The sequence below is a fragment of the Catenovulum sp. 2E275 genome, from assembly GCF_025515275.1.
Lineage (GTDB): Bacteria > Pseudomonadota > Gammaproteobacteria > Enterobacterales > Alteromonadaceae > Catenovulum.
In genome coordinates, this window is the sequence record NZ_JAOPFU010000025.1 from 35923 (window position 1) to 58755 (window position 22833).

The 22833-nt window shown below is 38.8% G+C and carries 23 protein-coding genes; 5 read left to right on the forward strand and 18 right to left on the reverse strand.

Annotation, left to right across the window (positions count from 1 at the left end):
- Window positions 1–2: 2 nt before the first annotated feature.
- A complete protein-coding gene (locus N7931_RS12380) occupies window positions 3–1364 on the forward strand; it encodes an NAD-dependent succinate-semialdehyde dehydrogenase (RefSeq protein WP_262794468.1) in 1362 nt (453 codons plus the stop codon).
- 171 nt (window positions 1365–1535) lie between these two features.
- Here N7931_RS12380 and flgL read toward each other — a convergent pair whose 3' ends face one another.
- The 13 genes from flgL to N7931_RS12445 all read right to left on the reverse strand — a co-directional run bounded on the left by flgL (window position 1536) and on the right by N7931_RS12445 (window position 14609).
- Window positions 1536–2756: a flagellar hook-associated protein FlgL gene (flgL, locus tag N7931_RS12385; protein ID WP_262794469.1), complete on the reverse strand. Its 1221-nt coding sequence runs from the start codon at window positions 2754–2756 to the stop codon at window positions 1536–1538.
- A gap of 2 nt (window positions 2757–2758) precedes the next feature.
- Complete coding sequence (gene flgK / locus N7931_RS12390) at window positions 2759–4807, reverse strand: flagellar hook-associated protein FlgK (RefSeq protein ID WP_262794471.1); 2049 nt, start codon at window positions 4805–4807, stop codon at window positions 2759–2761.
- A 102-nt stretch (window positions 4808–4909) separates the two neighbouring features.
- Window positions 4910–5944, reverse strand: a complete 1035-nt coding sequence (gene flgJ, locus N7931_RS12395) for a flagellar assembly peptidoglycan hydrolase FlgJ (protein WP_262794473.1) — start codon at window positions 5942–5944, stop codon at window positions 4910–4912.
- Between the two features lie 24 nt (window positions 5945–5968).
- Window positions 5969–7078, reverse strand: coding sequence for a flagellar basal body P-ring protein FlgI (locus N7931_RS12400; protein WP_262794475.1), 1110 nt, complete (start codon window positions 7076–7078; stop codon window positions 5969–5971).
- Between the two features lie 9 nt (window positions 7079–7087).
- Entirely contained in the window at window positions 7088–7780 is a 693-nt protein-coding gene (flgH, locus tag N7931_RS12405) for a flagellar basal body L-ring protein FlgH (protein ID WP_262794477.1), read from the reverse strand.
- A 23-nt stretch (window positions 7781–7803) separates the two neighbouring features.
- Window positions 7804–8592 (reverse strand): flagellar basal-body rod protein FlgG, encoded by a 789-nt coding sequence (gene flgG, locus N7931_RS12410; RefSeq protein WP_262794479.1) that lies wholly within the window; start codon window positions 8590–8592, stop codon window positions 7804–7806.
- A gap of 25 nt (window positions 8593–8617) precedes the next feature.
- Window positions 8618–9382 (reverse strand): flagellar basal body rod protein FlgF, encoded by a 765-nt coding sequence (locus N7931_RS12415; RefSeq protein ID WP_262794481.1) that lies wholly within the window; start codon window positions 9380–9382, stop codon window positions 8618–8620.
- Window positions 9383–9599: 217 nt separating this feature from the next.
- Window positions 9600–11039 (reverse strand): flagellar hook protein FlgE, encoded by a 1440-nt coding sequence (gene flgE, locus N7931_RS12420; protein WP_262794483.1) that lies wholly within the window; start codon window positions 11037–11039, stop codon window positions 9600–9602.
- Between the two features lie 29 nt (window positions 11040–11068).
- A complete protein-coding gene (locus N7931_RS12425; protein ID WP_262794485.1) occupies window positions 11069–11806 on the reverse strand; it encodes a flagellar hook assembly protein FlgD in 738 nt (245 codons plus the stop codon).
- Window positions 11807–11817: 11 nt separating this feature from the next.
- Window positions 11818–12249, reverse strand: coding sequence for a flagellar basal body rod protein FlgC (gene flgC, locus N7931_RS12430; RefSeq protein ID WP_262794487.1), 432 nt, complete (start codon window positions 12247–12249; stop codon window positions 11818–11820).
- Window positions 12249–12650, reverse strand: a complete 402-nt coding sequence (gene flgB / locus N7931_RS12435) for a flagellar basal body rod protein FlgB (protein WP_262794489.1) — start codon at window positions 12648–12650, stop codon at window positions 12249–12251. The genes flgC and flgB overlap by 1 nt, the downstream gene beginning before the upstream one ends.
- 187 nt (window positions 12651–12837) lie before the next feature.
- Entirely contained in the window at window positions 12838–13671 is an 834-nt protein-coding gene (locus N7931_RS12440; RefSeq protein ID WP_262794491.1) for a CheR family methyltransferase, read from the reverse strand.
- Window positions 13672–13685: 14 nt separating this feature from the next.
- The gene (locus tag N7931_RS12445) at window positions 13686–14609 is read right to left on the reverse strand and encodes a chemotaxis protein CheV (RefSeq protein WP_262794493.1); all 924 of its coding nucleotides are present in this window, start codon (window positions 14607–14609) and stop codon (window positions 13686–13688) included.
- Between the two features lie 196 nt (window positions 14610–14805).
- Between N7931_RS12445 and flgA the strand changes: the two genes are divergently transcribed.
- From flgA to N7931_RS12460, 3 genes are all read left to right on the forward strand, one after another.
- Window positions 14806–15495, forward strand: coding sequence for a flagellar basal body P-ring formation chaperone FlgA (flgA, locus tag N7931_RS12450; RefSeq protein WP_262794494.1), 690 nt, complete (start codon window positions 14806–14808; stop codon window positions 15493–15495).
- An 85-nt stretch (window positions 15496–15580) separates the two neighbouring features.
- Window positions 15581–15913 (forward strand): flagellar biosynthesis anti-sigma factor FlgM, encoded by a 333-nt coding sequence (flgM, locus tag N7931_RS12455; RefSeq protein WP_262794506.1) that lies wholly within the window; start codon window positions 15581–15583, stop codon window positions 15911–15913.
- 24 nt (window positions 15914–15937) lie between these two features.
- The gene (locus N7931_RS12460; protein ID WP_262794496.1) at window positions 15938–16360 is read left to right on the forward strand and encodes a flagellar protein FlgN; all 423 of its coding nucleotides are present in this window, start codon (window positions 15938–15940) and stop codon (window positions 16358–16360) included.
- A gap of 293 nt (window positions 16361–16653) precedes the next feature.
- Here N7931_RS12460 and N7931_RS12465 read toward each other — a convergent pair whose 3' ends face one another.
- Genes N7931_RS12465 through N7931_RS12475 form a run of 3 tightly spaced genes read right to left on the reverse strand, consistent with a single transcriptional unit; the run spans window position 16654 to window position 18496 of the window.
- On the reverse strand, window positions 16654–17343 hold the full coding sequence (locus N7931_RS12465) for a FlgO family outer membrane protein (protein WP_262794498.1): 690 nt from the start codon (window positions 17341–17343) through the stop codon (window positions 16654–16656).
- 24 nt (window positions 17344–17367) lie between these two features.
- Window positions 17368–17838 (reverse strand): LPP20 family lipoprotein, encoded by a 471-nt coding sequence (locus N7931_RS12470; protein ID WP_262794499.1) that lies wholly within the window; start codon window positions 17836–17838, stop codon window positions 17368–17370.
- On the reverse strand, window positions 17822–18496 hold the full coding sequence (locus tag N7931_RS12475) for a FlgO family outer membrane protein (protein WP_262794500.1): 675 nt from the start codon (window positions 18494–18496) through the stop codon (window positions 17822–17824). The genes N7931_RS12470 and N7931_RS12475 overlap by 17 nt, the downstream gene beginning before the upstream one ends.
- 352 nt (window positions 18497–18848) lie before the next feature.
- Here N7931_RS12475 and N7931_RS12480 point away from each other — a divergent pair, with 352 nt between their 5' ends.
- Window positions 18849–19982, forward strand: a complete 1134-nt coding sequence (locus N7931_RS12480; protein ID WP_262794501.1) for a flagella assembly protein FlgT — start codon at window positions 18849–18851, stop codon at window positions 19980–19982.
- Window positions 19983–20101: 119 nt separating this feature from the next.
- On the opposite strand, the gene N7931_RS12485 is transcribed toward N7931_RS12480, so the two are convergent.
- A complete protein-coding gene (locus N7931_RS12485) occupies window positions 20102–20722 on the reverse strand; it encodes a biliverdin-producing heme oxygenase (protein WP_262794502.1) in 621 nt (206 codons plus the stop codon).
- A 194-nt stretch (window positions 20723–20916) separates the two neighbouring features.
- Window positions 20917–22833 (reverse strand): PKD domain-containing protein (locus tag N7931_RS12490; protein ID WP_262794504.1); only part of this gene is annotated, 1917 nt, incomplete at its 5' end.

Below are 22833 nucleotides of genomic sequence, written 5' to 3' on the forward strand. Positions count from 1 at the left end.
TAATGTTAATTGCTACAAATCCTTACACAGGGAAAAAAATAGCTGAATATCCAAGCTTGAATGTAAGACAAATCGCAGACTGCATTGGTGATGCCGCTGAAGCATTTGGCGACTGGAAAAATACCAGTATTGCTGAACGGGCAATTGTATTAAATAAAGTCGCCGCAGAGCTAAAAGCACACCGAAATGAGCTGGCCGTCTTAATGGCGGAAGAAATGGGTAAACCGGTAAAAGAAGGTTTAGCCGAGGTAGATAAATCCGCTTGGTGCGCTGAGCATTATGCAACCTATGCTAACGATTATTTAGCTAATGAAGTGCTAGAGTCGGATGCTGGAAAAAGCTATGTTTGTTATCAGCCGCTTGGTACTTTATTAGGCATTTTGCCCTGGAATGCCCCACTCTGGATCGCATTTAGATATTTAGCGCCAGCGCTAATGGCGGGTAATACCTGTGTGATGAAACACGACCCAAATGTGCCCGGCTGTGCCCAAGCATTAGCTGATATTTTTAATAAAGCAGGTGTTCCACAAGGCGTAATGGTTAACTTACCTGTTCAAACCGCTGATGTGGAAATGGCAATTAGAGATCCTAGAATTGCGGCAATTTCGTTTACTGGCTCAAGTGCCGCTGGTAAAAAAGTAGCAGCTATTGCTGCTTCAGAACTTAAACCAGCAGTGCTCGAACTGGGTGGCTCAGATCCATGTATAGTATTGGCAGATGCCGATTTAGAACAAGCCGCCAGCATTGCCGTTTTGTCTCGTATTATAAATGCAGGTCAGTCTTGTATTGCAGCTAAACGAATCATTGTTGAAGATGCGGTTTATGATGATTTTATTGCATTAGTGAAAAATAAATTAAGTCACCTAACCTTAGGTAACCCGCTTGAAGAATCCACCCAAATAGGCCCGTTGGCTCGCAAAGACTTACAAAAAAACTTACATCGCCAAGTCTGTGAAACAATTAGCAGTGGCGCTAAATGTCTGCTCGGTGGCGAACTGCCAAATAGTGACGGCTTCTTTTATCCTGCCACTTTACTAGTAGATGCATCACCAGAAATGACCGCATTTAAAGAAGAAACATTTGGCCCAGTTATGCTAGTCATAAAAGCCACAGATCAACATCACGCGTTAGAGCTGGCCAATCAAACCGATTATGGCTTAGGTGCAGCAGTATGGAGTAAAAATACAGCTTTGGCTGAACAACTAGCGCTGCAAATTAACTCTGGCCAAGTAGCTATCAATGGCATTGTAAAAACGGATCCAAGATTACCCAGCGGTGGAATCAAACAATCAGGCTACGGCCGCGAACTTGGGCCACATGGGATAAAAGAATTTGTTAACGCAAAACAGGTTTGGATTAAATAACCCTGAGGTAGTATAGAGGTAATGTGAACTGAAGTTATTTAAGTTGTGGAATTTAACAATTAGCGTTTAAATATCAAAAAAGATGATTTATTTGGCAGAAAATCATAGCCCATAAATCATCTTTTCAAGCATATTGAACTTTAACGCCTATAGCCAAAAATAGTCTGTTAATTATAAGAAATTAAACAAACTCAAACCGGATAGTTTAGTAAATGTTTGACTAGATACTTGATAAGCGACTTCCTGTTTTTGAAGTTCAGTAATTGCCTCAGCTAAATCGGCTTCAGATACATTAGCTTTTGCTTCTTTGATATTAATTTCCTGATCAGTATTAGACAATTTAACACTATCTAATACATTAACTCGGCCACCAATTTCTGAACGAGCTTCCCCTAAATTACCTTGAGCCTGCTCCAAAGAATATAAAGTCTGCTGAATTTTATCAGAATATGCATCACCTACTGTCTCAGAGTTTTGAATCATATTGACCATCTCTGTCAGAGCATTCAATATATTCTTTTTGTTTGGTGAATCTAAAGTAAAATCAATACTTTGACCCGCAGTACCAGATATATCAAACTCAAGCCCTTTAAAATTAATTTTATCGCCGTCAGCATAATCACCAGACTGTAAAACTGTGCCTGAGCTATCCTCAACCTGATAAGTTCCCGCGCCTAAAATCACTCGATAGTCGTTAGAACCGGCTGGATGCGGCGGAATTTGCACATAGTTTTGTTTATGGAATTTATCAAAACTATCACCATCAGCTAATCGGTAATCGCCAGAGGCTGTTGATGATGCGTTCAAACTAACACTGCTGCGGGCAGAAGTATCTTCAAAAATAGCTAATCCAGAACCAGGTACACCCACATCTAATTTTAATGTTTCTGATACCTGTACTTTTTTAACGTTTTCATCACCCTGATAAACAAATTCTCCGGCAGAGTTTAAAACAAACGGAGGCTGATCAGATTTAGCTCCAGCAAAAATATACTCACCTTGCGCATTTTTGCTATTCATTAAATCTAGCACTTCGTCTTTAATTAAACTAATTTCTGTCGCGATCGCTTTTCTATCAGCATACCCCAATGCCCCATTCCCAGCTTGAATTACTAAACTATTTGCTTTAGTTAGTGATTCATTAATATTGGTCATAATCGTTTCTTGCTGAGACAAGCTGTTTTTAACACTAATATTATTTTTTGAAAACTGCTCTAAGCGAGCTAAATCTTCATCAAAACGAACCACTTTAGTTGCGCCAGTTGGGTCATCCGATGGTTTTAAAATATTGGTTTGCTGATTCAATACATCGTTTGCTCTAACCAAACGTTTTTGCGATTCTAAAATACCGTCTAAATTACGGCTATAAATCATATTGGTTGTTAAGCGCATAATTATGCCCTCACCGCAGATAATAAGGAGTCAAAAATCGTTTGCGCAACGGTAATAATTCGGGCTGATGCATTGTAAGCCTGCTCAAATTTAATTAAATCGGCAGCTTCTTCATCTAAGTTAACACCAGCCATATTTTGCACTCTGGTTTCAGATTGCAATAGTAAACTTTCACTCGCGGCTAAATCTATATTCGCCCGATTAGCTGTATCGCCTACAAATCCAATTAAATTAGAATAGGCTTGATTAAACGTTAAGGTATTTTCTTCTGAACCTGTAACATTACGTCGCATGGTATCGTTTGATTGTAAATCAGTTAATTTTTGAGCATTAAAGTTATCATCTAAGCTATCAGAATTATAAGCGATATTAAACTCATCACCGGCTTCTGCTTTACCTGATACACTAATTTCATACCCAGGATAATCTGCACCGTGCGAACTGGCTGGCCATGTTCCGGCATCTCTTAACTGCTGCATAATATTATCACCACTGCTCACAGTACCAATAACATTGCCAGAACTATCCTGAACTTCGTATTCGCCAGTTAAGGTATAAATTACCTTTGCTGGCGCATCTGCATCTAAGTTTCCAGCACCGTCAAAAGCTGACATATTAACTGGAGAATTACTGGTATCTGTTGAGGTTATATCAGTTAATTTCGCCGTTGCTGACCCTAAATTATCAATTGGGTTCTCAACAGTAACGGGGGCAGCAAGTGCAAGTTGCTCTGGTCGATTAATATTTAATTCAATTTGAACACCAGCTAAGCGTGTTGGTCTGGCTAAAAATTTATCACCTTCAACAAAAGCACCATCCGCTTCTAAATTAAGCGTTAAACCGTCAGGTAATTCTGGTGATGTACTTTGGCTACCATCTGGTAATGTTGTATTAGTATATGGGCCTGTCACATTGCCTACAGCTTCGCCGCCTTGAAACGCTTGGATTGTATATTCAGTTGCACTGGTAAAAGTGATTTGATAATCAAAATTAGTTACACTGCCACCTTTTCCAGCCTCAATACCTACTTCAATATTATGATTTGCACTGCTGTTATCGCGATAACCTAAGGCTGTGGTAGTTGGAATGTTAAAAACATTTTCACCCAATTCACCATCTAAGGTAACCCCTTTTTTATTTTGCTCGTTCATTGCGTCAGCATAAGCAATTGCAAGCTGCCCTAAAGAGTTAGCCGTTTCGTCTAATACGTTTTCTCGGTACTCAATTAAGCCACCTAACTCGCCACCCAAACCATCGGTATTAAAACTGCGTTTTGATGTACCATTACTGGCTTGAATTTCAATTTCTGTGCGGGTTGGATCCGGATCACCGTTGACAGCTTTAAACTGAAAATAATGGCCGTTAGTGACTAAAGGCTGACCATTTTGAGTATTTAATAAAATAGCGCCGCTTTTATCTTCAAGTGGCTGAACATTGAGTTTTTCAGATAACTGACGAACAATTTCATCACGCTCATCTAATAACTCAGGTGAAGCTTGACCTGTAACTTCCACTTTTTTTGAAGTAACAACCGCTTTATTTATATCATACAAGGACTTAATTAAAGAATTTGTCTCATTTAATTGTAGTTTAATCTCCTCGTTTACAACTTTTTCCTGTTCCAGTACACGGTCAGATAAACTTTGCATACGATCAACGAGAGCTTGAGAATCAGAAATAACTAACTGTCTTGGCGTTAAAGAAGTAGGATCATCTGCGGCTTCATGTAAACGAGCAAAAACACTATCAATGCCTTTGGCAACACTTGTTGAGTCATTAGAAAATAAAGTGTCTAAAATGGATGTATTATCAGATAATGCTTTTAGTTTAGCATGCTCTGAAGTGTCTCTGCGGTATTGATCAATTGCAAATTGATCAAACAAACGAGTTACTTGAGAGCGACCCACCCCCCACTCAACATAACTAGCAAATTCAGTACGTTGGCGTGAATAACCAGGCGTATTGAGATTAGCAATATTATTACTAGTGGTTGCTAATTGGCTTTGGTTACCTAATAAAGATGAACTACCAATTTGTAATAGTGAACTCATTGAGATTACCTGATTATGAAAAATACAAACACAATTAATTTAATTTTAGACCAAACTTTAACCTAAAATGACATTGAGTTAATTAAATATCGGCTTACTTGCCTAAAACTTTAGCATATTTATATAAGGTTCAAATACCGAATCTTTTAAGATTGTCTGTATTTTTTGAGCATAATTAGGATCTGTCGCATAACCTGCATTTTGTAGTTCAGTAACATAAGCATTTGGATCATGCGCGACAGAAAGTGCCTGATTATATCTGGGATTATCATTAATAAACTGAGTATAGTCTTGGAGCGCCTGTTCTATATCCTGATATGATCTAAAGTTAGATTTTTCTCTAACCGCCACTCCATTTCGGTATTCTAACGAGGTCACATTGGTTTTATCACCTGCCCAGCGGCTGTCAGCTTTAATCCCAAAAAAATTCAGCGCGTTTGAGCCATCTGCATTTTGGATCATCTTTTGTCCCCAGCCAGTTTCAAGCGCAGCCTGAGCTATCATAGCGACGGGCGATAAACCTAATTTATCAGCTACTTTTTGTGCAACTGGCATTAGAGTATCCACAAAATCTTGTTTTGAATTAAATGAAATGTCTGTTTGTGGTTGATTAATAGCAGCTAAAGCATCTAACTCGTAATTTGCCTGATATTTAGCGTTTGCAGCACGAAAACGATTTGCCTGCTCAACATTCATTAAGTCAGCTAAATCGGTTATTTCATCTCGCTCCGGCTTTTGATTTAAATTAAAGCTTTGCATTGGGTTATTTAATGCTTGCTGCAAGCTGGCGTTATTGCGTAATACATCTGCATTTTTATAGGTTTGTGAGTTTGGGTCTAACTGCTCAACAATTAAATCGGCCAAACCTAAAGCGCCGGTTTGAGATAAATTAACGGCTAGTTGGTCATCATGCATATCACGATAAAATTTAGCGGTTTGGCTATTAAAAGGGCTGTCTTGATCAGCCAATACTTCCTCTGCCTGCCGCATACTTTTGAGCATCATTTTCATAAAAATAGATTCAAAATGCTGCGCGGCTTTTTTTAATGCGGCTTTATCGTTATTAAGGCCACCTTTTCGCAGCTCGTCTAAGCCTGCAAAATCGGTATAAAGCTGAGTTTGTTCTATTTTATCCATCTCGCTTTGCCTGAAATGTGTTGGCTAGATAACAACCAACTCACCCTGTAATGCACCAGCTTCTTTTAAAGCTTCTAAAATTGCCATTAAATCACCCGGTGCTGCGCCAATTTCATTCATTGCTCTAACTAATTCATCTAATGATGCGCCAGTGTCTAATACAAACATTCTGGTATCATCTTGCGCCACATCAATAATCGACTGTTTGGTAACAACGGTTTCGCCTTCGGCAAATGCATTAGGCTGGCTTACCTGTTGGTTTTGCGCAATAGTCACGGTTAACCCACCATGGGTAACTGCGGCTGGTCTTAATCTTACTTCTTTACCGATCACAATAGTGCCTGTACGCGAATTAACTATAACTTTGGCAGGGGCATCTGCTGGGGTAAATTCTAAATTTTCAATCGTAGAAATATACGAAACTCGCTGACCAATATCTCTTGGTGCCATTACTTGAATAGAAGTCGCGTCAACCGCGGTCGCCGTTTTTGGGCCCACTAACTGATTAATTACATCAGCCAAACGTTTCGCCGTTGTAAAATCCGGTTGATGCAAGTTATAGATTAAATGGTCGCCATTTCCTAAAGAGGTAATAACTTCACGTTCAACCAAAGCACCGTTAGCAATTCGACCTACAGTTGGTGTATTGGCAATAATTCTGGAACCATCATCCCCTTGCACACCAAAACCGCCCACTACTAAACTGCCTTGAGCAACTGCATAAACTTTACCATCAACCCCTTTTAAAAAAGTTTGTAATAAAGTACCACCATTCAAACTGCCCGCACTACCAATAGAAGAAACCGTTACGTCAATAGTTTGACCCGGTTTAGCAAATGCAGGTAAGGTTGCACTCACCGCCACCGCTGCTACGTTTTTAATTTTGGGTTTAACGCTTGACGGCATTGAGATTCCAAAATTATTCAACATGGTACGAAAACTTTGCTCAGTAAATGGACTTTGCTCACCCGTTCCAGGTAAACCAACCACCAAACCATAACCAACTAATTGGTTATTTCGGATGCCTTGAATACTGGCTAAATCTTTAATCCGCTGAGCGCTGGCATAAGAGCTGAATAATAGCCCAGTACACACGAGCAGGCTGAACACCCATTGATTAACTGATTTCATCATACAACCCTCTTAAAAAGGCCACCAAGTCGAATAGAAAAATTGAGATAGCCAGCCTTGTTTATTGGCATCAGCAAACGAGCCTGTGCCGCTGTATTCAATTCTTGCATTCGCAATCCGGTTACTGGCAACCGTGTTTGCACTGCTAACATCTTCTGGTCTGAGTGTACCGGTCAAACGAATATACTCTTTGCCTGTATTTAACGTGAGCCATTTTTCACCGCGTACCACTAAATTACCGTTCGGCAAAATGCGGGTGACATGCACCGAAATTTGTCCACTTAAACTATTACTTTGGTCGGCTTTTGAATCACCTTTAAATTCGGTTTCACTACTTAATCCCAAATCTATCGGGTTGCCTTTAAAAGTGACGTTACGACCAAAAGCGGTAAAAGGCTGCATGCTAATATCGTTTTCTTTGCCATATTCAGCTTTGGCTTTTTTAGATGCCGATGTACTTTCTTCCAGCATAACTGTAATAATGTCGCCAATTCGGCGTGCTTTACTGTCAGAATAAATATTGTTATTAGCAATTTCGCTGAATAATGAACCATCCGGCACAATCTGCGCCATAGGCGGAGCGGCTTCAATCGGTGCATACATAGGGTCATCCGGTTCAGGATCGTTTAACGGGGTTGACGAACAACCGGACAACAGCGCCGAACCAAGCAATACACTGCTTAACATATAATTGAATGGTTTCATTATTCTGCTCCAAATCATATTAATTAAAGCTGCTGAACAGCCTGACCCAACATTTGGTCAACTGCTGAGATAACTTTTGAGTTCATCTCAAATGCGCGCTGACTTTCAATTAAGTTAACCAGCTCTTCTGTTACATTTACGTTTGAGGTTTCAAGTGCACCCTGTACCGTTGTACCTAAACCATCAACCCCCGGAACGCCTTGCACCGGCGCGCCACTGACTGCAGTTTCACGATATAAATTTTGACCTATTGGCTGTAAACCAGCCGGATTAATAAAGTTAGAAATGGTTAACTGCCCAATTACCGCGTTATCCGCTTCGCCGGGTAAAGTGACGGATACTTCGCCATCTTGCGAAATGGTAATTGACTGAGCATTTTCTGGTACTGTGATATTAGGTTGTAATAAAAAACCAGCCCCCGAGGTAACCATTTGACCTTCTTCATCTAAAGTAAATTGTCCGTTGCGGGTATAAGCAATGGTGCCATCAGGCTGTAATATCTCAAAAAACCCATGCCCTTGAATCATTACATCCAATGAGTTTTCTGTCGTTTGCATATTGCCTTGAGTAAAACTTTTTTGTGTAGCTGATACTTTAGCACCCGCCCCCAACATTAAACCGTTTGGTAATTCAGTATCTTGAGACGAACGCCCACCCGGCTGGTTAATGTTTTGATATAACAAGTCTTCAAAAATAGCTCGGCTTTTTTTAAAGCCAATTGTGCTGGCATTCGCTAAATTATTTGAAATAACCGAAATATCGGTTTGAGTTGCATCTAAGCCAGTTTTACTTATCCAGAGTGCTGAGTGCATATAAACCTCCTGAGCCTTAGCTCAATTAAAATACTCGTAATAATGCGTCAGATTGCTGATCTATTGTTTCAGCCTGTTTCATCATTTTGGTTTGCATTTCAAACTGTCGTTGTAGTGAAACCATTTCAACCATAGCGCCAACAGCATTGACATTACTGGACTCAAGCGCGCCTTTCAGAATTCGAACATCTGGTGAGGCTTCACAAAATCCACATTGAGCAAATTCTTGCTGATCTTTTGGTCTGAACAAACCATCATTCTTTTTATCAAGCGCAAATTTATCATCCGGCTTAATTAATTTAATTCGGTCAACTTCTTCTAAAAAATTGGCTGGTGCGCCTTGCGGTCTAACCACAATTGACCCATCGTCACCAATCTCAACTTTATCAACCGGCACTGGCAAAATAATGACGCCACCTTCACCCAAAACGGGGTTTCCTCTGGCGGTGGTTAACATCCCTTCAGGGGTAATCTGTAAATTACCTTCTCGGGTATATGCCTCATTGCCTTGAGCGTCCTGCACTGCCATCCAACCATCACCTTGAATCGCTATATCTAAATCCCGACCTGTGGTAATAATGCCGCCGCCTTCCATGTTAGAAGCCGGTCTTTCTGTCATTGAAAATACCCTAGTTGGCAAGCCTTCACCAAAAGCTTGCATGCTTCTGGCCTGTGCTAAATCGGCTTTAAACCCTATGGTTTTTACATTGGCTAAATTGTTGGCTTGCATTGAAACATTAAGCAAATTTTGCTTAGCACCGCTCATTGCAACATATAACATTTTATCCATAATCTTGACCGTTGATAATTTGACATACTTTAAATAAAGCAATCCTTATACCAATAAATGAAAACTAAAAAAATATTTTTTAAGACAATGAATTTAAATAAATTATTTTAGTATCTTGGGTGAGGTTAAGTTTTGACACAGGTAAAATAAAAGGTGTTTAAAATAACAAAGCCGCAATAATTTTGCGGCTTTGACTGATAAAAAATGAGCGACTAGTTTATCGAATTTGCAGAATATTTTGCTGTAGCTGCGAGTTAACATCTAAGGCTCTTGAGTTAGCCTGAAATGACTTCTGTGAAGTAATCAAGTCTACTAACTCTTGGGTAATATCTACATTAGATTGCTCAAGTGCAGATGAAACAATTGTTCCAAAAGTACCCGTATTAGCTTCACCGGCAAGCGCCTGACCTGAGTTAATGGTTTCTTTCCAACTGGTATTCCCAATTTGTTGTAAACCTTGCTCATTTGCAAACCGAACTAATGCAACTCGACCTAAATAATCAACCGTACCGTTTGAATAATTTGCAGAAACCAAACCATCATCGCCAATGCTTACGCCAGTTAAACGACCAACCGTAGCACCGTCTTGCTCAAGCGAAGTCACTTCAAATGCTGAAGCAAATTGAGTTGGATTTTCAAAATCAAGAATAATTTGTTGAGCTGGATTTGCACCATTGGTCAAAACCCCTGCTTGACCTGACGCTACATCTGGCCCCAATACTTGTGTTTGAATAAAAGGTTGAGCATCAACACCTGGAACATAGCCATTGATAGATTCAACCTCACCTTGGTTATTAAAAACAATTGGCACACCAACGAAATTACCATCACCTTTACCACCACCGCCATTAATAGGATATCCAGTCGGAGCTGCAGTAACTTGTCCACCTGCATTTGCAGCGCCACCAGTCGCAACACCATTCAAATCAACAGGTGTAGGATTTCCAGCATCATCCGCATCAAGAGACATGAAAACATACCATCGGTTAACTGGTGGTGAAGCGGTTGCACCAGCTTCATCTTTAACATAATAAGTTGTTTGGATATGACTTTCACCCAAAGAATCATACACAGTAACAGATGATGAAGCATGATAAGTAGAATTATCATTTGGATTAAATAAGGTAGGATCTAATGGAGTTGAAGTTGAGTCAACATTAAAAGTCATTTCTACTTCACTAGATTCAACCGGTACACCGGCTGAATCAGGAATACGTAGCGCCTCTGTTGTACTTAACGAAACCCCTTGTGATGTGCCATCTTCATTTACTGGGTAAACCTGTAAATAGTCGCCTTGGTTAGTGACCACAAAATTATCATCATTCAGTTTAAAATTACCAGCACGGGTAAAAGTTGTCTCACGTGATGTTAACTCAGGCGTTGTCGCAAAAAAGCCATTACCTGTAATCGCTAAATCTAATGAGTTAGTTGTAAACTTTAAACTACCTTGACTAAATTGTTGGGCAACAACCGCAGTTAAACCACCGTCACCCACTTTAGTTTTACCACCACCAAATACACTACTAGCAAAAACATCAGCAAATTCTGCGCGCGAGCCTTTAAAACCGGTTGTATTGGAGTTTGCAATGTTATTTGCGGTTGTATTTAAATCTTTTTGCGAAACCGAAATACCACTAAGCGCAATGTTAAAAGACATAATTATTCACCTCTTTAAGTTACTGCCGCTTAAGATGCGACTTCAAGAATATCATCCATCGTTACACTGCCGAGTCCGGCTAAATTTAACGACAAGCTATTTCCACTACCAAAACTAACACTATTAACACTGGTATATGCACCGACAGATATATCAGCTCTTTTACCTGTTGTTGCATCTATACCCGTTGCATTTAAAGTGTAAACACCAGCCGACATTTGGTTACCGTCTTTATCCATCCCATCCCAATAAAAACCGGCCGGCCCTTCACTAACTGCGCCAACTTCAATGGTATTAACTACTTTACCTGAGCTGTCTTTGACTTCGATACGAATATCATTCATACCATTTTCCATCATTAACTGTCCTGACATTCCGTATGATTCTTCATCAAATTGAAATAGAGGCACTTCATTACTTTCAACTAAAACAGTTTGCCCCACCATAGAGGAAGCCTGTAAAGCTTTATTAGAGGTTTGACTGGCTTGGGTATTTTCTAAAAACTCAGCAAATTGACTGGTAAAACTGTCAAATTTTGTTCCCAACTCAGTAATCCCTTCGGCCATGGTGAAGTTCGTCATTTGCGAAATCATTTCGTCATTACTGGTTGGATTAGTTGGATCTTGAGCTGCTAACTGTGTTGTTAACAATGCAAAAAAATCTTCCTGTCCCAATGCTTTATCTGACGAGGTTTCGGTGGTCGATGTTGTCGTAGTTTTGTTATTCCACTTTAACGAATCAACATAAGAAGTATCTACTGTACTCATCTCAAGCTACCTTATTGACCCTGACCAATTTGCAAAGTGCGGGATAACATTTTTTTGGCTGCATCGGCAATTTGAATATTGGTTTGATAAGCTCGTGATGCCGAAATCATATTGGCCATTTCTTCCATCACGTTTACATTTGGTTTATAGATATAACCATTTTTATCTGCCATAGGGTGATTTGGGTTATATTCCACCTGTAGAGGTTTGTCGCTTTCAACAATGCCTAATACTTTTACGCCAACCTTTTCAGAACTTTCCATATTGCTTTGCGCGCGAGACATTTCAGCAGCAAAAACCGGCTGGCGGGAGCGGTAGGTTTGATCAACTGAAGAACTGACACTATTCGCATTAGATAAATTACTCGCGGTTGTGTTTAACCGCACCGACTGCGCACTCATCGCAGAGCCTGAAATATCAAATACATTAAATAAGCTGCTCATTATGCTTGCCCACCTTTAATTGCTTTTTGAAGACCTTTAATTTTGTCTGACATAAATTGAACACTTGCATTAAATCTCAGTTGATTTTGCAAAAATTCATTTCGCTCAGCTTGTAAGTCAACCGTATTGCCATCGCCAGTATCCGGTTGATCGGGTGTTCTGTACTGCAAGCCGTCATTCATCTGGCTACTCACAGCAATATGTTTATCATTGGTTCGTTCAAGCGACGTGGTGTATTGCCGATTAGCACCAGACAAAGCTTGTTTAAAATCAAAATCCCTTGCCTTGTAGCCGGGCGTATCTGCATTTGCAATATTGCTTGCTAATACTTCTGAACGCTCGGTTCTTAACTTGAGTGCCTGTGGATGTACACCAAAGGCTTTTTCAAATGAAATCGCCATTATTTTGTCTCCTAAACTAACTTAGTTAGGATAAAGCAAATAGAATGCCACAATAAAAACCACCACAAACAAATTTAAAATAGGCTTTAATTTCAGAAAGTTAAAAACAGAAAGAAAGGGTAAAAATGAGAGGAAAAATAGCGAAAGGACAAGCATTGCCGCTTTAATTTAAAAAGCGGCAAACAAATTATTTGTTTTTTAAGCGGTAAACAATGCCAGGATTACATCTTTGCATAACAAAATCTTCGCTTAAACCTGAAATAGATTCTGATGCGCCTAAAAACAGATAACCATCTGGATTAAGTGCCTGTGCAAACTGCTTTAAAATTTTAGCTTTATTTTGTGCTGAAAAATAAATCAGTACATTACGACAAAATATAATATCAAATTTACCTAATAAGCTATAACTATCAAGTAAATTCATTTGACGAAAACTAACCATTTGAGTCACATTAGGTTTGAGCTTCATATAGCCAGCTTGTTCTGCAGGTTCAAAAAATTGTTGTTTACGCTGGGGCGATAAGCCTCTGGCAAGCGCTAATGAATCGTAGGTTGCGCTTTTACATAGGTCCAACATGCTTGGAGAAATATCGGTACCCAGCACTTGAACTTTACAAGCATTCATTTTTCGTTGTTGATGTTCAGCCGAACACATCGCAATAGAATATGGTTCTTGCCCAGAAGAAGCGGCAGCAGACCAGATTTTTACAGTTTTAAATTTATTATCATATTGAGGAAAAATATCTTTAATTAATACTTCAAACGGATAAGAATCTCTAAACCAAAGAGTTTCGTTGGTCGTCATTGCATCTACCACAGCGGCACGAAGTTGCCGTTCAGTAATGCTCATAGACCGGTTTACCACTTCAGATAAACTGGCTGCCTCAAACTTATTCATTAACGGCGTTAAACGACTTTTAACTAAATACTGTTTATTATCGCCTAAAACAATACCGCACTGATGTTCTAAAAAAATACAAAACTTTTTGTAATCTTCAGAGCTTATATCTTTATCAAGCACAAATGTTCCCTAGATTAAACATTCAACCATTTCTGTACAGCACCGGCTAATTCATCTGGATTGAATTTAGCGATAAAGTCGTCTGCTCCAACTTTCTCAACCATTGCATGGTTAAAAACACCACTCAAAGAGGTATGTAATATTACCTTTAAATTTTTTAGTTTAGGATTATTTTTAATTTCAGCTGTCAAGGTGTAGCCATCCATCTCTGGCATTTCTATATCTGAAATAAGCAATGCGACTCTATCTGTTACTTCTCCAGTTTCTTTAGATGCTTCAATTAATTTATTCAAAGCATCTTTACCATTAACAGCAAGCTGAAGATCAATACCAAAGCCTTCCAAAGCTCGTTTAACTTGGTTCCGAGCAACTGATGAATCATCCGCAATCAGGATCATTTTATTAGAGAAGTCTTTTTCAAACACGGCTGATTGCATAACTTCTTCACTCACCGTGGCATCAATTGGCGTGATTTCGTGAAGAATTTTTTCTACATCTAATATCTCAACCAACTCTTTATCCACCTCGGTCACCGCAGTTAAATAACTATAACGCCCTGCCCCTTTTGGTGGTGGTAAAATAGACTCCCAATTGATATTAATAATACGTTCAACCGACGATACTAAAAAGCCCTGCACCGAACGGTTATATTCGGTAATCACAATAAAGCAGTTTTTGATATCCGCAATGGCAGGGCCGCCAGTTGCTAAACTAAGATCAATAATAGAAATGGTTTGTCCACGCACATGCGCAACCCCTCTAATAAAAGGGTTTCGTTTAGGTAAAGAAGTTAATTTGGGGCACTGTAAAACTTCTCTTACTTTAAATACATTAATTCCGAATCTTTGTCGTCCCTGTAATTTAAACAAAAGAAGTTCTAATCGGTTTTGACCAACCAACTGAGTTCGTTGATTAACAGAATCTAATACGCCAGCCATAGTTTTTTCTCCACCTGTCACTTCGGCAAAATATTGGTGTAATTATTGCTTTAATATTTATCAATAGCATGATTTATGGCGCAATAACACGGATATTCGTCAGAAAACATTTGTTTTTATTTCATTTATAACGTTTTTTTTAGAGTAAGCATAGTCGATTATATAAAAAGTCGCATATATTTATTAAGGTTAAAACATGAAAACAACAATTGCTTGGTTATTCACCAGTTTAACCCTATTTTCAGGCCATAGTTTGGCAACTCAGTATACTAAAAAGCAAATTGAACAGCTTGCCGCAGAGCATGTAGAATCGATTTATCCGGCACAAGCAGATGAAACACTCAAAGCTTATGCATCGGAAATTGATTCGCGTCTAAATATAAACCCCTGCAACGGCGAATTAGTTGCAGAAGTGCCTAATTTTAACGCCTATTCACGTCACATGACAGTAAAAGTAAAATGTAATGCGGATAGTGAGTGGATTTTATATGTGCCGGTACAAGTCAAAATAATGACACCCGTTATAGTTGCTAGCCAGTATATAGAGTCAGGCCAAACCATTAGTGAATCCGATGTGCAAGTTCAACTGTTAGAAAAAAATCGTTCCCGCAGCGGGTTTATCGCAGATAAAAAAACGATTATTGGCAGCAAAGCTAAGCGTCAGATAAAATCTGGTCAGGCGATTATCAGCCGGAATATTTGCTTTGTATGTCGCGGCGAAATGGTTACAATAGAGGCAGTTACTTCCGGTTTATCGGTAAAAGCATCCGGTGTTGCTATGGCTGATGCTACTTATGGCGAAACCGTGAGTGTTAGAAACACCAGCTCAAACCGTATAATACAAGGCAGAGTTAGCTCGGTAGGCGAAGTTCAGATTTTTTTATGATGCTTCTTTGTTTTATGGCTAAAGTTTTAGACCGACTAGCCGATACATTAAACAAGGTAATCATTTAATAGGTATAGATATGGCAATTAATCTAAATAACCTAAACAACAATCAGCTTGGGAAAACAGCTGTTGATGCGCAAAAAACGCAGCAAAACCAACAAGCTAATAATCAGCAAGCGAATCAGGTTGCACAACAGGCAGCAAGCACAAGTGCTCCTAGACAAGACTCAGTGTCGTTAACTCAAACAGCACAGAACTTAAATAACTTAACTAAAAAAGCTGCAAACTCTACTGGTTTTGATCAAGAAAAAGTCGATAGATTGAAAAAAGCAGTGGCTTCTGGTGAGTATAAAGTGAACGCTGAAAAGTTAGCGAATAATATTATTGCAAGCGAAGGTAAGTTATTCGGCCTTTAATTGTTTATTTAAGGTTTGTTGAACATGAATCAAGGTAATCAGCTATTAGCAACTCAAGAATCTCAACTTAATACGTTTTTACAATTATTAGCCGATGAATTAGAGGCTTTTAAACAACGTAAATCGGATCTTGTGTATCAAATAGCGGTTCAAAAAGATGAGCTGTTAAACAAAATTAAACAAACAGACGAGCAAATTGCTCAACTGGATAATTTATCTGAGCTTAAACAAACACCAGAGTTTGTTGAGCAGGTTGCTAAACTAGAGCAAGATCTTGAGCAAGTAAAAGCCCAAAGCTTAATCAATGAGCGGGTTATTCGCACAAGTTTAAATAATGTTTTACGCTTAAAACAATCAATTTTATCCCTCAAAAATGCAGATGCTATGACTTATGACAAGCAAGGTCAGGCTAAAACGCAAACATTAGGTAAAGGTATTAAAGCCTAATTTTATTCGCTTTATTCCACTTAAGCTTTCCCGCATAAATATATGGTTTGGTGTTTTAACCCTGTAAAATAGCGGTATAAATACTTGTCTTGTCTAAACGACACAATTTATAGATGAAAAAAGTGGGTATTTGCTTTCTCGATTTTAAATGCTTTCACTACTCAAAATGAGCAACAATCTAATTTAAAACTGAAAACCGGCAGTTATGCTTGGGTTTGTTGTGTTGGAAATTGATGAGCTGCCGCCATAAAAATACCGACAGCGCATCAATTTTAAAGAGGAAAACGAATAACTTATTGGCTGGCTAAATTTATCCCAGCTCTTTGTTTAGCAGGAATTAATTGCTCGGCGACCGCACTTGGAATAAAACCTTGCGCAGATGCAACAACCGCACGGCTTTCTACACCAATCACTCGGGCATAAATATCAACCCCATTATCTTTATAAGTAAAAGTGCCGGTTAACACATATTCTATAGGATGGTTATGTCGTAACTCATCAATATCTCGGCTCAACGCAAAGTCACCGCTTTCGGTTACCCGAATAGTGCCAGTTGCTTTATAATCAATAACCGACAAACCTAAGTTTTGCATGTTATGCTGAAAGCTTTCTGCTAAGTGCTTACCTAATAAATTAGTCTCTTCTAAGTTAGAATCAACCGCAACAAAGCTGGTCACCGCTACCGGCGTTTTATCTGTCACATAACGCATATTTTTAACCAGTTTAAGCGACATTGATTCAACATAATCACTAATACTTAAACTGCTGTCTGAACGGGTATGAGCAGTCACCTGATTAATATAACTATGAGGGTTTCTCGCCCATTGGTTAAGATGCGCAGCATCCTGATGGCCATTAAATAATTCATTTTGCAAACTGAGTTGTTGATCAGTTTGTTGCTCTGTTTCATTTGCTTGCCAATCAGTAATTGACTGACATGCAGTCAAGGCTAAGACACCCGCGGCAATCGTTAGCTGTTTCATTGTGTTTTCCTCTGCTTATTGGTACTAAAAATATTTAGAGTTAATAATTCGGGTCTGACCATTTGTAAATGCACTCACCCGATATAAATCTCTTAAATTAAGTTCTAGCTCGGTAATATAAACGCCGTCTAACGGATAAGCTTTTACCAGACGAGCTCCTTTAATTACACCCTGAACTGAAGCTCTTAACTTTTCATCGCCCATTATTAAATCGTTCACTGTTACATCGGCATTTAAACGATAACCATGAACTTTTTCTGACAGATCGCGATACGCATCCAGCTTAGATACTTTAATCGCTTTGAGCATTTTTATAGTCTTATCGTCGCCTAACTGGCTATCAATAGGGGCATAACCGGTTGCGGTTACTATGTAATCTTCTTCCGGTAACTGGTATTCCCACTCATTATATTTATTGAGCTGTACTAAGTTAGCTGAGTTTTGGCATGCTGTGAGCAATACACTTAAACACAATATTTTAAAAATAAGTTTCATTGTTTCCACCTACCACTCTATTTGATTCGCCTCTGTGCATTAACATGCCGTCACGGGTCGTCACTTTTTCACTGCTCCAAAATAAATTGTCGGGTAAAAAGCCCTGAGCCGTTGCTAATACAGAGCCGTTCGCCATTTCCATCATCCGAACATTTACTACAGCGCCATTTTCATGTGGGGTTAATGTGCCTGACACAACATACTTTGCATCCACCTGCTGTTTAAGCTCTGCTAATTGATGGCTCCATACAGATTCACCCTGCTGGTTTAATTGAATAGACGATCGCAATTTAAAATCAGTCACTTTATAACCACGTTTATTCAGCTCATAAATAAAACTTTCGGCTAATTGCCCACCGACTCCTGCTAAAGATTGAGATGAATCCTGAGTTGTTAGACGGGAAGCTTGCTCAACAAACTGGGCAACTACAATTTTTCCATTTAAAGTTTTTCCGGCAAGAGGTGCCAACAATTCATCGGCCAACATATAGCTATAAGCTTTAATAGATAATTGACTGACCTGAGCTGGCTGGCTTGTATTTTGATTAAGCCCTGCTGGTGTTTGAGGCACCATATAACTGTTAACAGAATGAGTTGTGCAACCCATTACAGCGAGCATTAAAGTGATCAAACCACCAAATTTAGCCGTATTTTTCATTTAACCGACCTCTGTATATACTGAATATAAGTCTATTAGTAAGCTGTTTAGACTAATTTTGGTTATCAATGATGCAAAATCAATTCCAACTATTTTTTGACACTTTACTTTTTAGTTTAGTGATTGATTATTATCTAAAAATTTCCTTAGATTAAAGATAAAAAAGATTGGCATAAATTTCGCTTTATCCTGTAATCAGCATTTATAAATCAGGCTTTAGCCAAAAATATACCTCAACAGTTATATTTTTGACGCTAGCTAAAATAGAGATAAGACACCAGCAATGAATATATTAAATATTAAAAAATCCATATTAGTCAATTCGATAATAAGCAGCTTAATATTATTTAGTATGCCAGGTGTTTGTTTAGCAGCTTGGTATCAAACAACAGGGGTCGCTAAGATTCACCAAGGAGATAAAACCTCCGCCCGAAAAAAAGCAGTGGATGAAGCCATTAAAGAAGCTCTTTTGTTTTCCGGTGCGTCTATCTCCAGTATTCAGCAAGTTAGAAACGGCTTATTAACTCAGGATTTATTTATGGTTCGCAGCAGCGGGGTTGTAAATGATATTGAAATTTTATCTGAAGACTGGAGCAATAGCAGCGTAAATGTGACTATCCGTGCTGATATTTTTGCCGATGAGAGGCAATGTATGACCGCTGCTTACCGTAAATCGTTAGCTGTGATCCCTTTTGTGATTAGCCATCAAGCGCAAGCTCAAATTGGTGGAATCTACCAACTTGGCAATAAAGTCAGTGAAACTCTGTATCAGGCATTAACTAATCAATCCAGCAGTTTAGATGTCAGGGATTATTATCAATCGCCGATGAAATTTGCCAATGTACAGCAAAATATAACAGGTCAGCTAAATCGGGCTATGCTGGATAACTTAGCTCAGCATAGTGATGTTCAATATATACTCACCGGCAGGTTAACCGATTTATCAATAGAATATAATGATAATAAAATGACCAACTGGCTAACCGGTGAGCAGGCACATAGATATTTTGATATGCAAATTGAACTGTATGATGCTTACCGCGGTGAAAAAGTAAATACGTTTACTTATCAAACAGATGCAAGCTGGAGTTTTGACACCAAACAAACTGTTGATATTAACAGCCGCCGCTTTTGGCAAAGCGAATACGGCGCAGCAATTAACAGCCAGTTAGATAAATCACTCAACGAAATAGAAGCCTCTATGCGATGTAAATCGGCTAATGCCAAAGTAATTGATGTAGCAGACAATCAATTACGGTTTAACTTAGGCAGCCAAAACGGGGTTAAAGCCGGTGATAAATTTAAAGTTCTGCATCAAGCGAGTTTTACCGACAGACAAGGTAAAGTACGCCCTAATTTTATCGTCAGTCATTACGAAGTGGAAGTTACTCAGGTGTATGCCCATTCAGCTCTTGCCCAAACCAAAAATAATCAGCGGCTCGAGAACATTCAGGTAGGTGATTTAATCAGTTCGAATTTATTTTAATTTCAGCTTAAACCGAGCTGAAATTAAATACTAGAATGAAAACAAAACCTGCCTCATTCTAATATTATGGAGCTATTGCAACTAAGTAGTTGCATCATAAAATGATAGTTTGATACTGCCTATTCATCTAAACCGTATGCTTGCTGCAATGCCAGAGCAAAGTAATTAAAAGCATCCTGTGCTGCCAACGCCATTTTTTGCTCTTCTGTATCACTCATAGGTAATTGATTTAACACATCAGTAAAGCGTTTCCAGCTTTTAGCTCGACCGTCTGGTGACGCTGCTAAATGCCGTGCACCAAATTTATCTGATAATGCTAATAAATCCGCTGCCTTTTTCTTTAATTTTGCCGCGCCTAAAGTCGAACCTTCGGAAACATATAACCAGCCTAAAGCTTCTGAAGTTGAAAAGTCATCCACATGTACCAAACTCACGTCAGGTATTGGGTGAGCCAAATCTTTTAAATCCGCTTCGGCAGCAGTTAACCGGCTTCGATCTTCTAAATCCGGTAATAAAGATTTAAGTGTCGGATTTGAATATAAGTTGGATATCATTTTTTGAAATTGATATTGCACACTGACCCAAATCGCAAAATTTTCACGGCTGGCAAACGGGTTTGCTCTAGCCACAATTACATGCAAAGCTCGATGTTGGGCATCGGTTAATGTATCCAACTTTTTTGTCCGTAGCAGCGCTGTTTGCTCAGAGTTGATAGTATCGTTTGAATAAGTCGATGTCATGGATAATTCCTTTGGTGATTTAATAACGCCTTTAACTTAAATAACGATTAGCTGGCTTATTTTTTTCAGTTAAATTAAAAAAATCTTAACTTTGGGCACGAGTAGACAGCCAATAAAAAAGCCTTCAACACTCTATTTAAATAAAGTATTGAAGGCTAATAGTTTTAGTTGCTTACTCAAAAAGTTATATGAACTCAGTTAAAAAAAACACCACACCCTTGGCAATCAGCCAGAAAAATATAAGGCTCATATGTAAATGTCCAACCAGTTTTTTCAGCTATTTCAAAACTAAAGCTGATGCCTTGAGCCTGATTATCTCTAGTGACTAAGGTAAAAGCGCCCATATCCGTACTCATTACAAGTTCATCCGGCTTTTCATCTGGTGAGGTAATGATTAACTCAAAGAAAATAGATTCACCCTGTTTAATAACTTGGCCATCTGTTAAACCACTAAAAGATACTTGATAACCGCCTTCTGCCTGAGAAACCGCCTGTAAATTAGTAATCGTATAATCCTGATCAAAAGCCGATAACTGATAACGTTTAATCATTTGACTTGTACCAAACACAAGTTGATTATCAAAGACTGGAAAGCTTGATAGCTGGATAAAATGATATGGAAATATGAGTTGGCGATCTAAATAATCAGATTGAGATAAAGTTGTATCTGCAGAGTTTATTTCACTACTATAATCATCCTCTAGTAATAGCGTTGGATAATTCGCTCGGTAAACCGCAGGAAAACTGATATTAACCGGTGAAGTTTCACTCATACCATCAGTCGTGATGAGTTGTAACTCATAATTACCCTCTGTTGCAGGTGAAATAGCAACATTGGCACAACTCCATTCCTTCAAGTTAATGACATACTCATAAAGCTCTTGTGGGGTTTTATATTCGCCTTGAGCATTTACTAGATAACCATTTAGACACATATTTTTTGTTCGAGCATAGGCCACACTCTGCGGTTCATTTACTAAACTCCATAAATACACCACACTATCGCCATCTGGGTCATAGGCATCACCGGAAAAGGTCACACCAGTATTAAATAAATACTGATATTCCCATGGTTGTAGCGCTGCGTCACTCGAATCCCAATCCTCGACTTGAGGATCGACTGTTGGATAAATCACAAATGGTTGTTCTTCATCATACTCAAAGTTAATGATTGGACGTGATATTGGCGCATTATTTTCAGATTTAGCTTTTACGGTAAGGCGATCTGTATAACCACTCCAAGCCCCTAACGCATCCTGAACTCTTAATTTAACTGAATAAGGACCCGCTTTGTCTAAAGTTAAAGTTGGGGTTTCAGTATCTGCATTCACTAATTCAGCTTCACTGCCATCTGGTTTATCAACCAATACCCAATCAAATGCTGACATTTGATGATCTCTGTCATCAGTGCTGCCACTCGCATCAAAGGTAATTGTATCCTCAACCATAAAATTAAGCGCTTTAGTTGAAGTTGAAGCAACTGCATCTGGTGCGTTATTCGCCCCATATAAAACTTCAAAGTCTTGTTCAATTTCACTATAAAATTCACCATCAGATAGCTTATGTTTTAAGGTATAAGTACCAGGAATATCAAACCTTAAAGAAAAGACAGCCACACCTGTCAACTCAACATTAGCAGCGTCAATATCGTAACCATCCGGTGCGCTAGTAATAGACCACTCTCTAACTAAAGAATAGGCAGAACTAGTTTCTTTATCATAGCCATCTGTATTGATTGAAACACCGGAGCTTGGTTCAATTTCATAAGTACCGGTGTACCAGTTTTTTCCAATTATAGCGGCAGGTGCTGTATTAACATGACCTTCAGGCAATGTATTCACATTAATAACATTAGTACTACTTCGAACAACTTCTGTACCATCATAAACAGTCAATTCAACATAATAAGTCGCTATCTTATCTGGAGTAAAAGAGGCAATAGCCTGATTTGGATTTTCAATAACAGCATTACTACCTATAGTTTCAACATCTTTACCACTTCGTGAAAATGTCCAGCGGTATTGCAAATCATCGTCATCAGCATCGGTAGAACCACTGCCATCAAAAGTAGCCGTTTCGCCTAATACCCAAGCGTTAATATCTCCACCTTG

Coding starts and splice junctions, on each gene's coding strand:
- flgH (WP_262794477.1), bottom strand. CDS start 7,780: ATGAAACCATTCAATTATATGTTAAGCAGTGTATTGCTTGGTTCGGCG.
- N7931_RS12400 (WP_262794475.1), bottom strand. CDS start 7,078: ATGATGAAATCAGTTAATCAATGGGTGTTCAGCCTGCTCGTGTGTACT.
- N7931_RS12380 (WP_262794468.1), top strand. CDS start 3: ATGTTAATTGCTACAAATCCTTACACAGGGAAAAAAATAGCTGAATAT.
- flgC (WP_262794487.1), bottom strand. CDS start 12,249: ATGAGCAGCTTATTTAATGTATTTGATATTTCAGGCTCTGCGATGAGT.
- flgL (WP_262794469.1), bottom strand. CDS start 2,756: ATGCGCTTAACAACCAATATGATTTATAGCCGTAATTTAGACGGTATT.
- N7931_RS12475 (WP_262794500.1), bottom strand. CDS start 18,496: ATGAAAAATACGGCTAAATTTGGTGGTTTGATCACTTTAATGCTCGCT.
- N7931_RS12415 (WP_262794481.1), bottom strand. CDS start 9,382: ATGGATAAAATGTTATATGTTGCAATGAGCGGTGCTAAGCAAAATTTG.
- flgG (WP_262794479.1), bottom strand. CDS start 8,592: ATGCACTCAGCACTCTGGATAAGTAAAACTGGCTTAGATGCAACTCAA.
- N7931_RS12485 (WP_262794502.1), bottom strand. CDS start 20,722: ATGACATCGACTTATTCAAACGATACTATCAACTCTGAGCAAACAGCG.
- N7931_RS12445 (WP_262794493.1), bottom strand. CDS start 14,609: ATGGCTGGCGTATTAGATTCTGTTAATCAACGAACTCAGTTGGTTGGT.
- N7931_RS12465 (WP_262794498.1), bottom strand. CDS start 17,343: ATGAAACAGCTAACGATTGCCGCGGGTGTCTTAGCCTTGACTGCATGT.
- flgJ (WP_262794473.1), bottom strand. CDS start 5,944: ATGGATAAAATAGAACAAACTCAGCTTTATACCGATTTTGCAGGCTTA.
- N7931_RS12470 (WP_262794499.1), bottom strand. CDS start 17,838: ATGAAACTTATTTTTAAAATATTGTGTTTAAGTGTATTGCTCACAGCA.
- flgE (WP_262794483.1), bottom strand. CDS start 11,039: ATGTCTTTTAACATTGCGCTTAGTGGTATTTCGGTTTCGCAAAAAGAT.
- flgA (WP_262794494.1), top strand. CDS start 14,806: ATGAAAACAACAATTGCTTGGTTATTCACCAGTTTAACCCTATTTTCA.
- flgK (WP_262794471.1), bottom strand. CDS start 4,807: ATGAGTTCACTATTACAAATTGGTAGTTCATCTTTATTAGGTAACCAA.
- N7931_RS12425 (WP_262794485.1), bottom strand. CDS start 11,806: ATGAGTACAGTAGATACTTCTTATGTTGATTCGTTAAAGTGGAATAAC.
- flgB (WP_262794489.1), bottom strand. CDS start 12,650: ATGGCGATTTCATTTGAAAAAGCCTTTGGTGTACATCCACAGGCACTC.
- N7931_RS12480 (WP_262794501.1), top strand. CDS start 18,849: ATGCCAGGTGTTTGTTTAGCAGCTTGGTATCAAACAACAGGGGTCGCT.
- N7931_RS12460 (WP_262794496.1), top strand. CDS start 15,938: ATGAATCAAGGTAATCAGCTATTAGCAACTCAAGAATCTCAACTTAAT.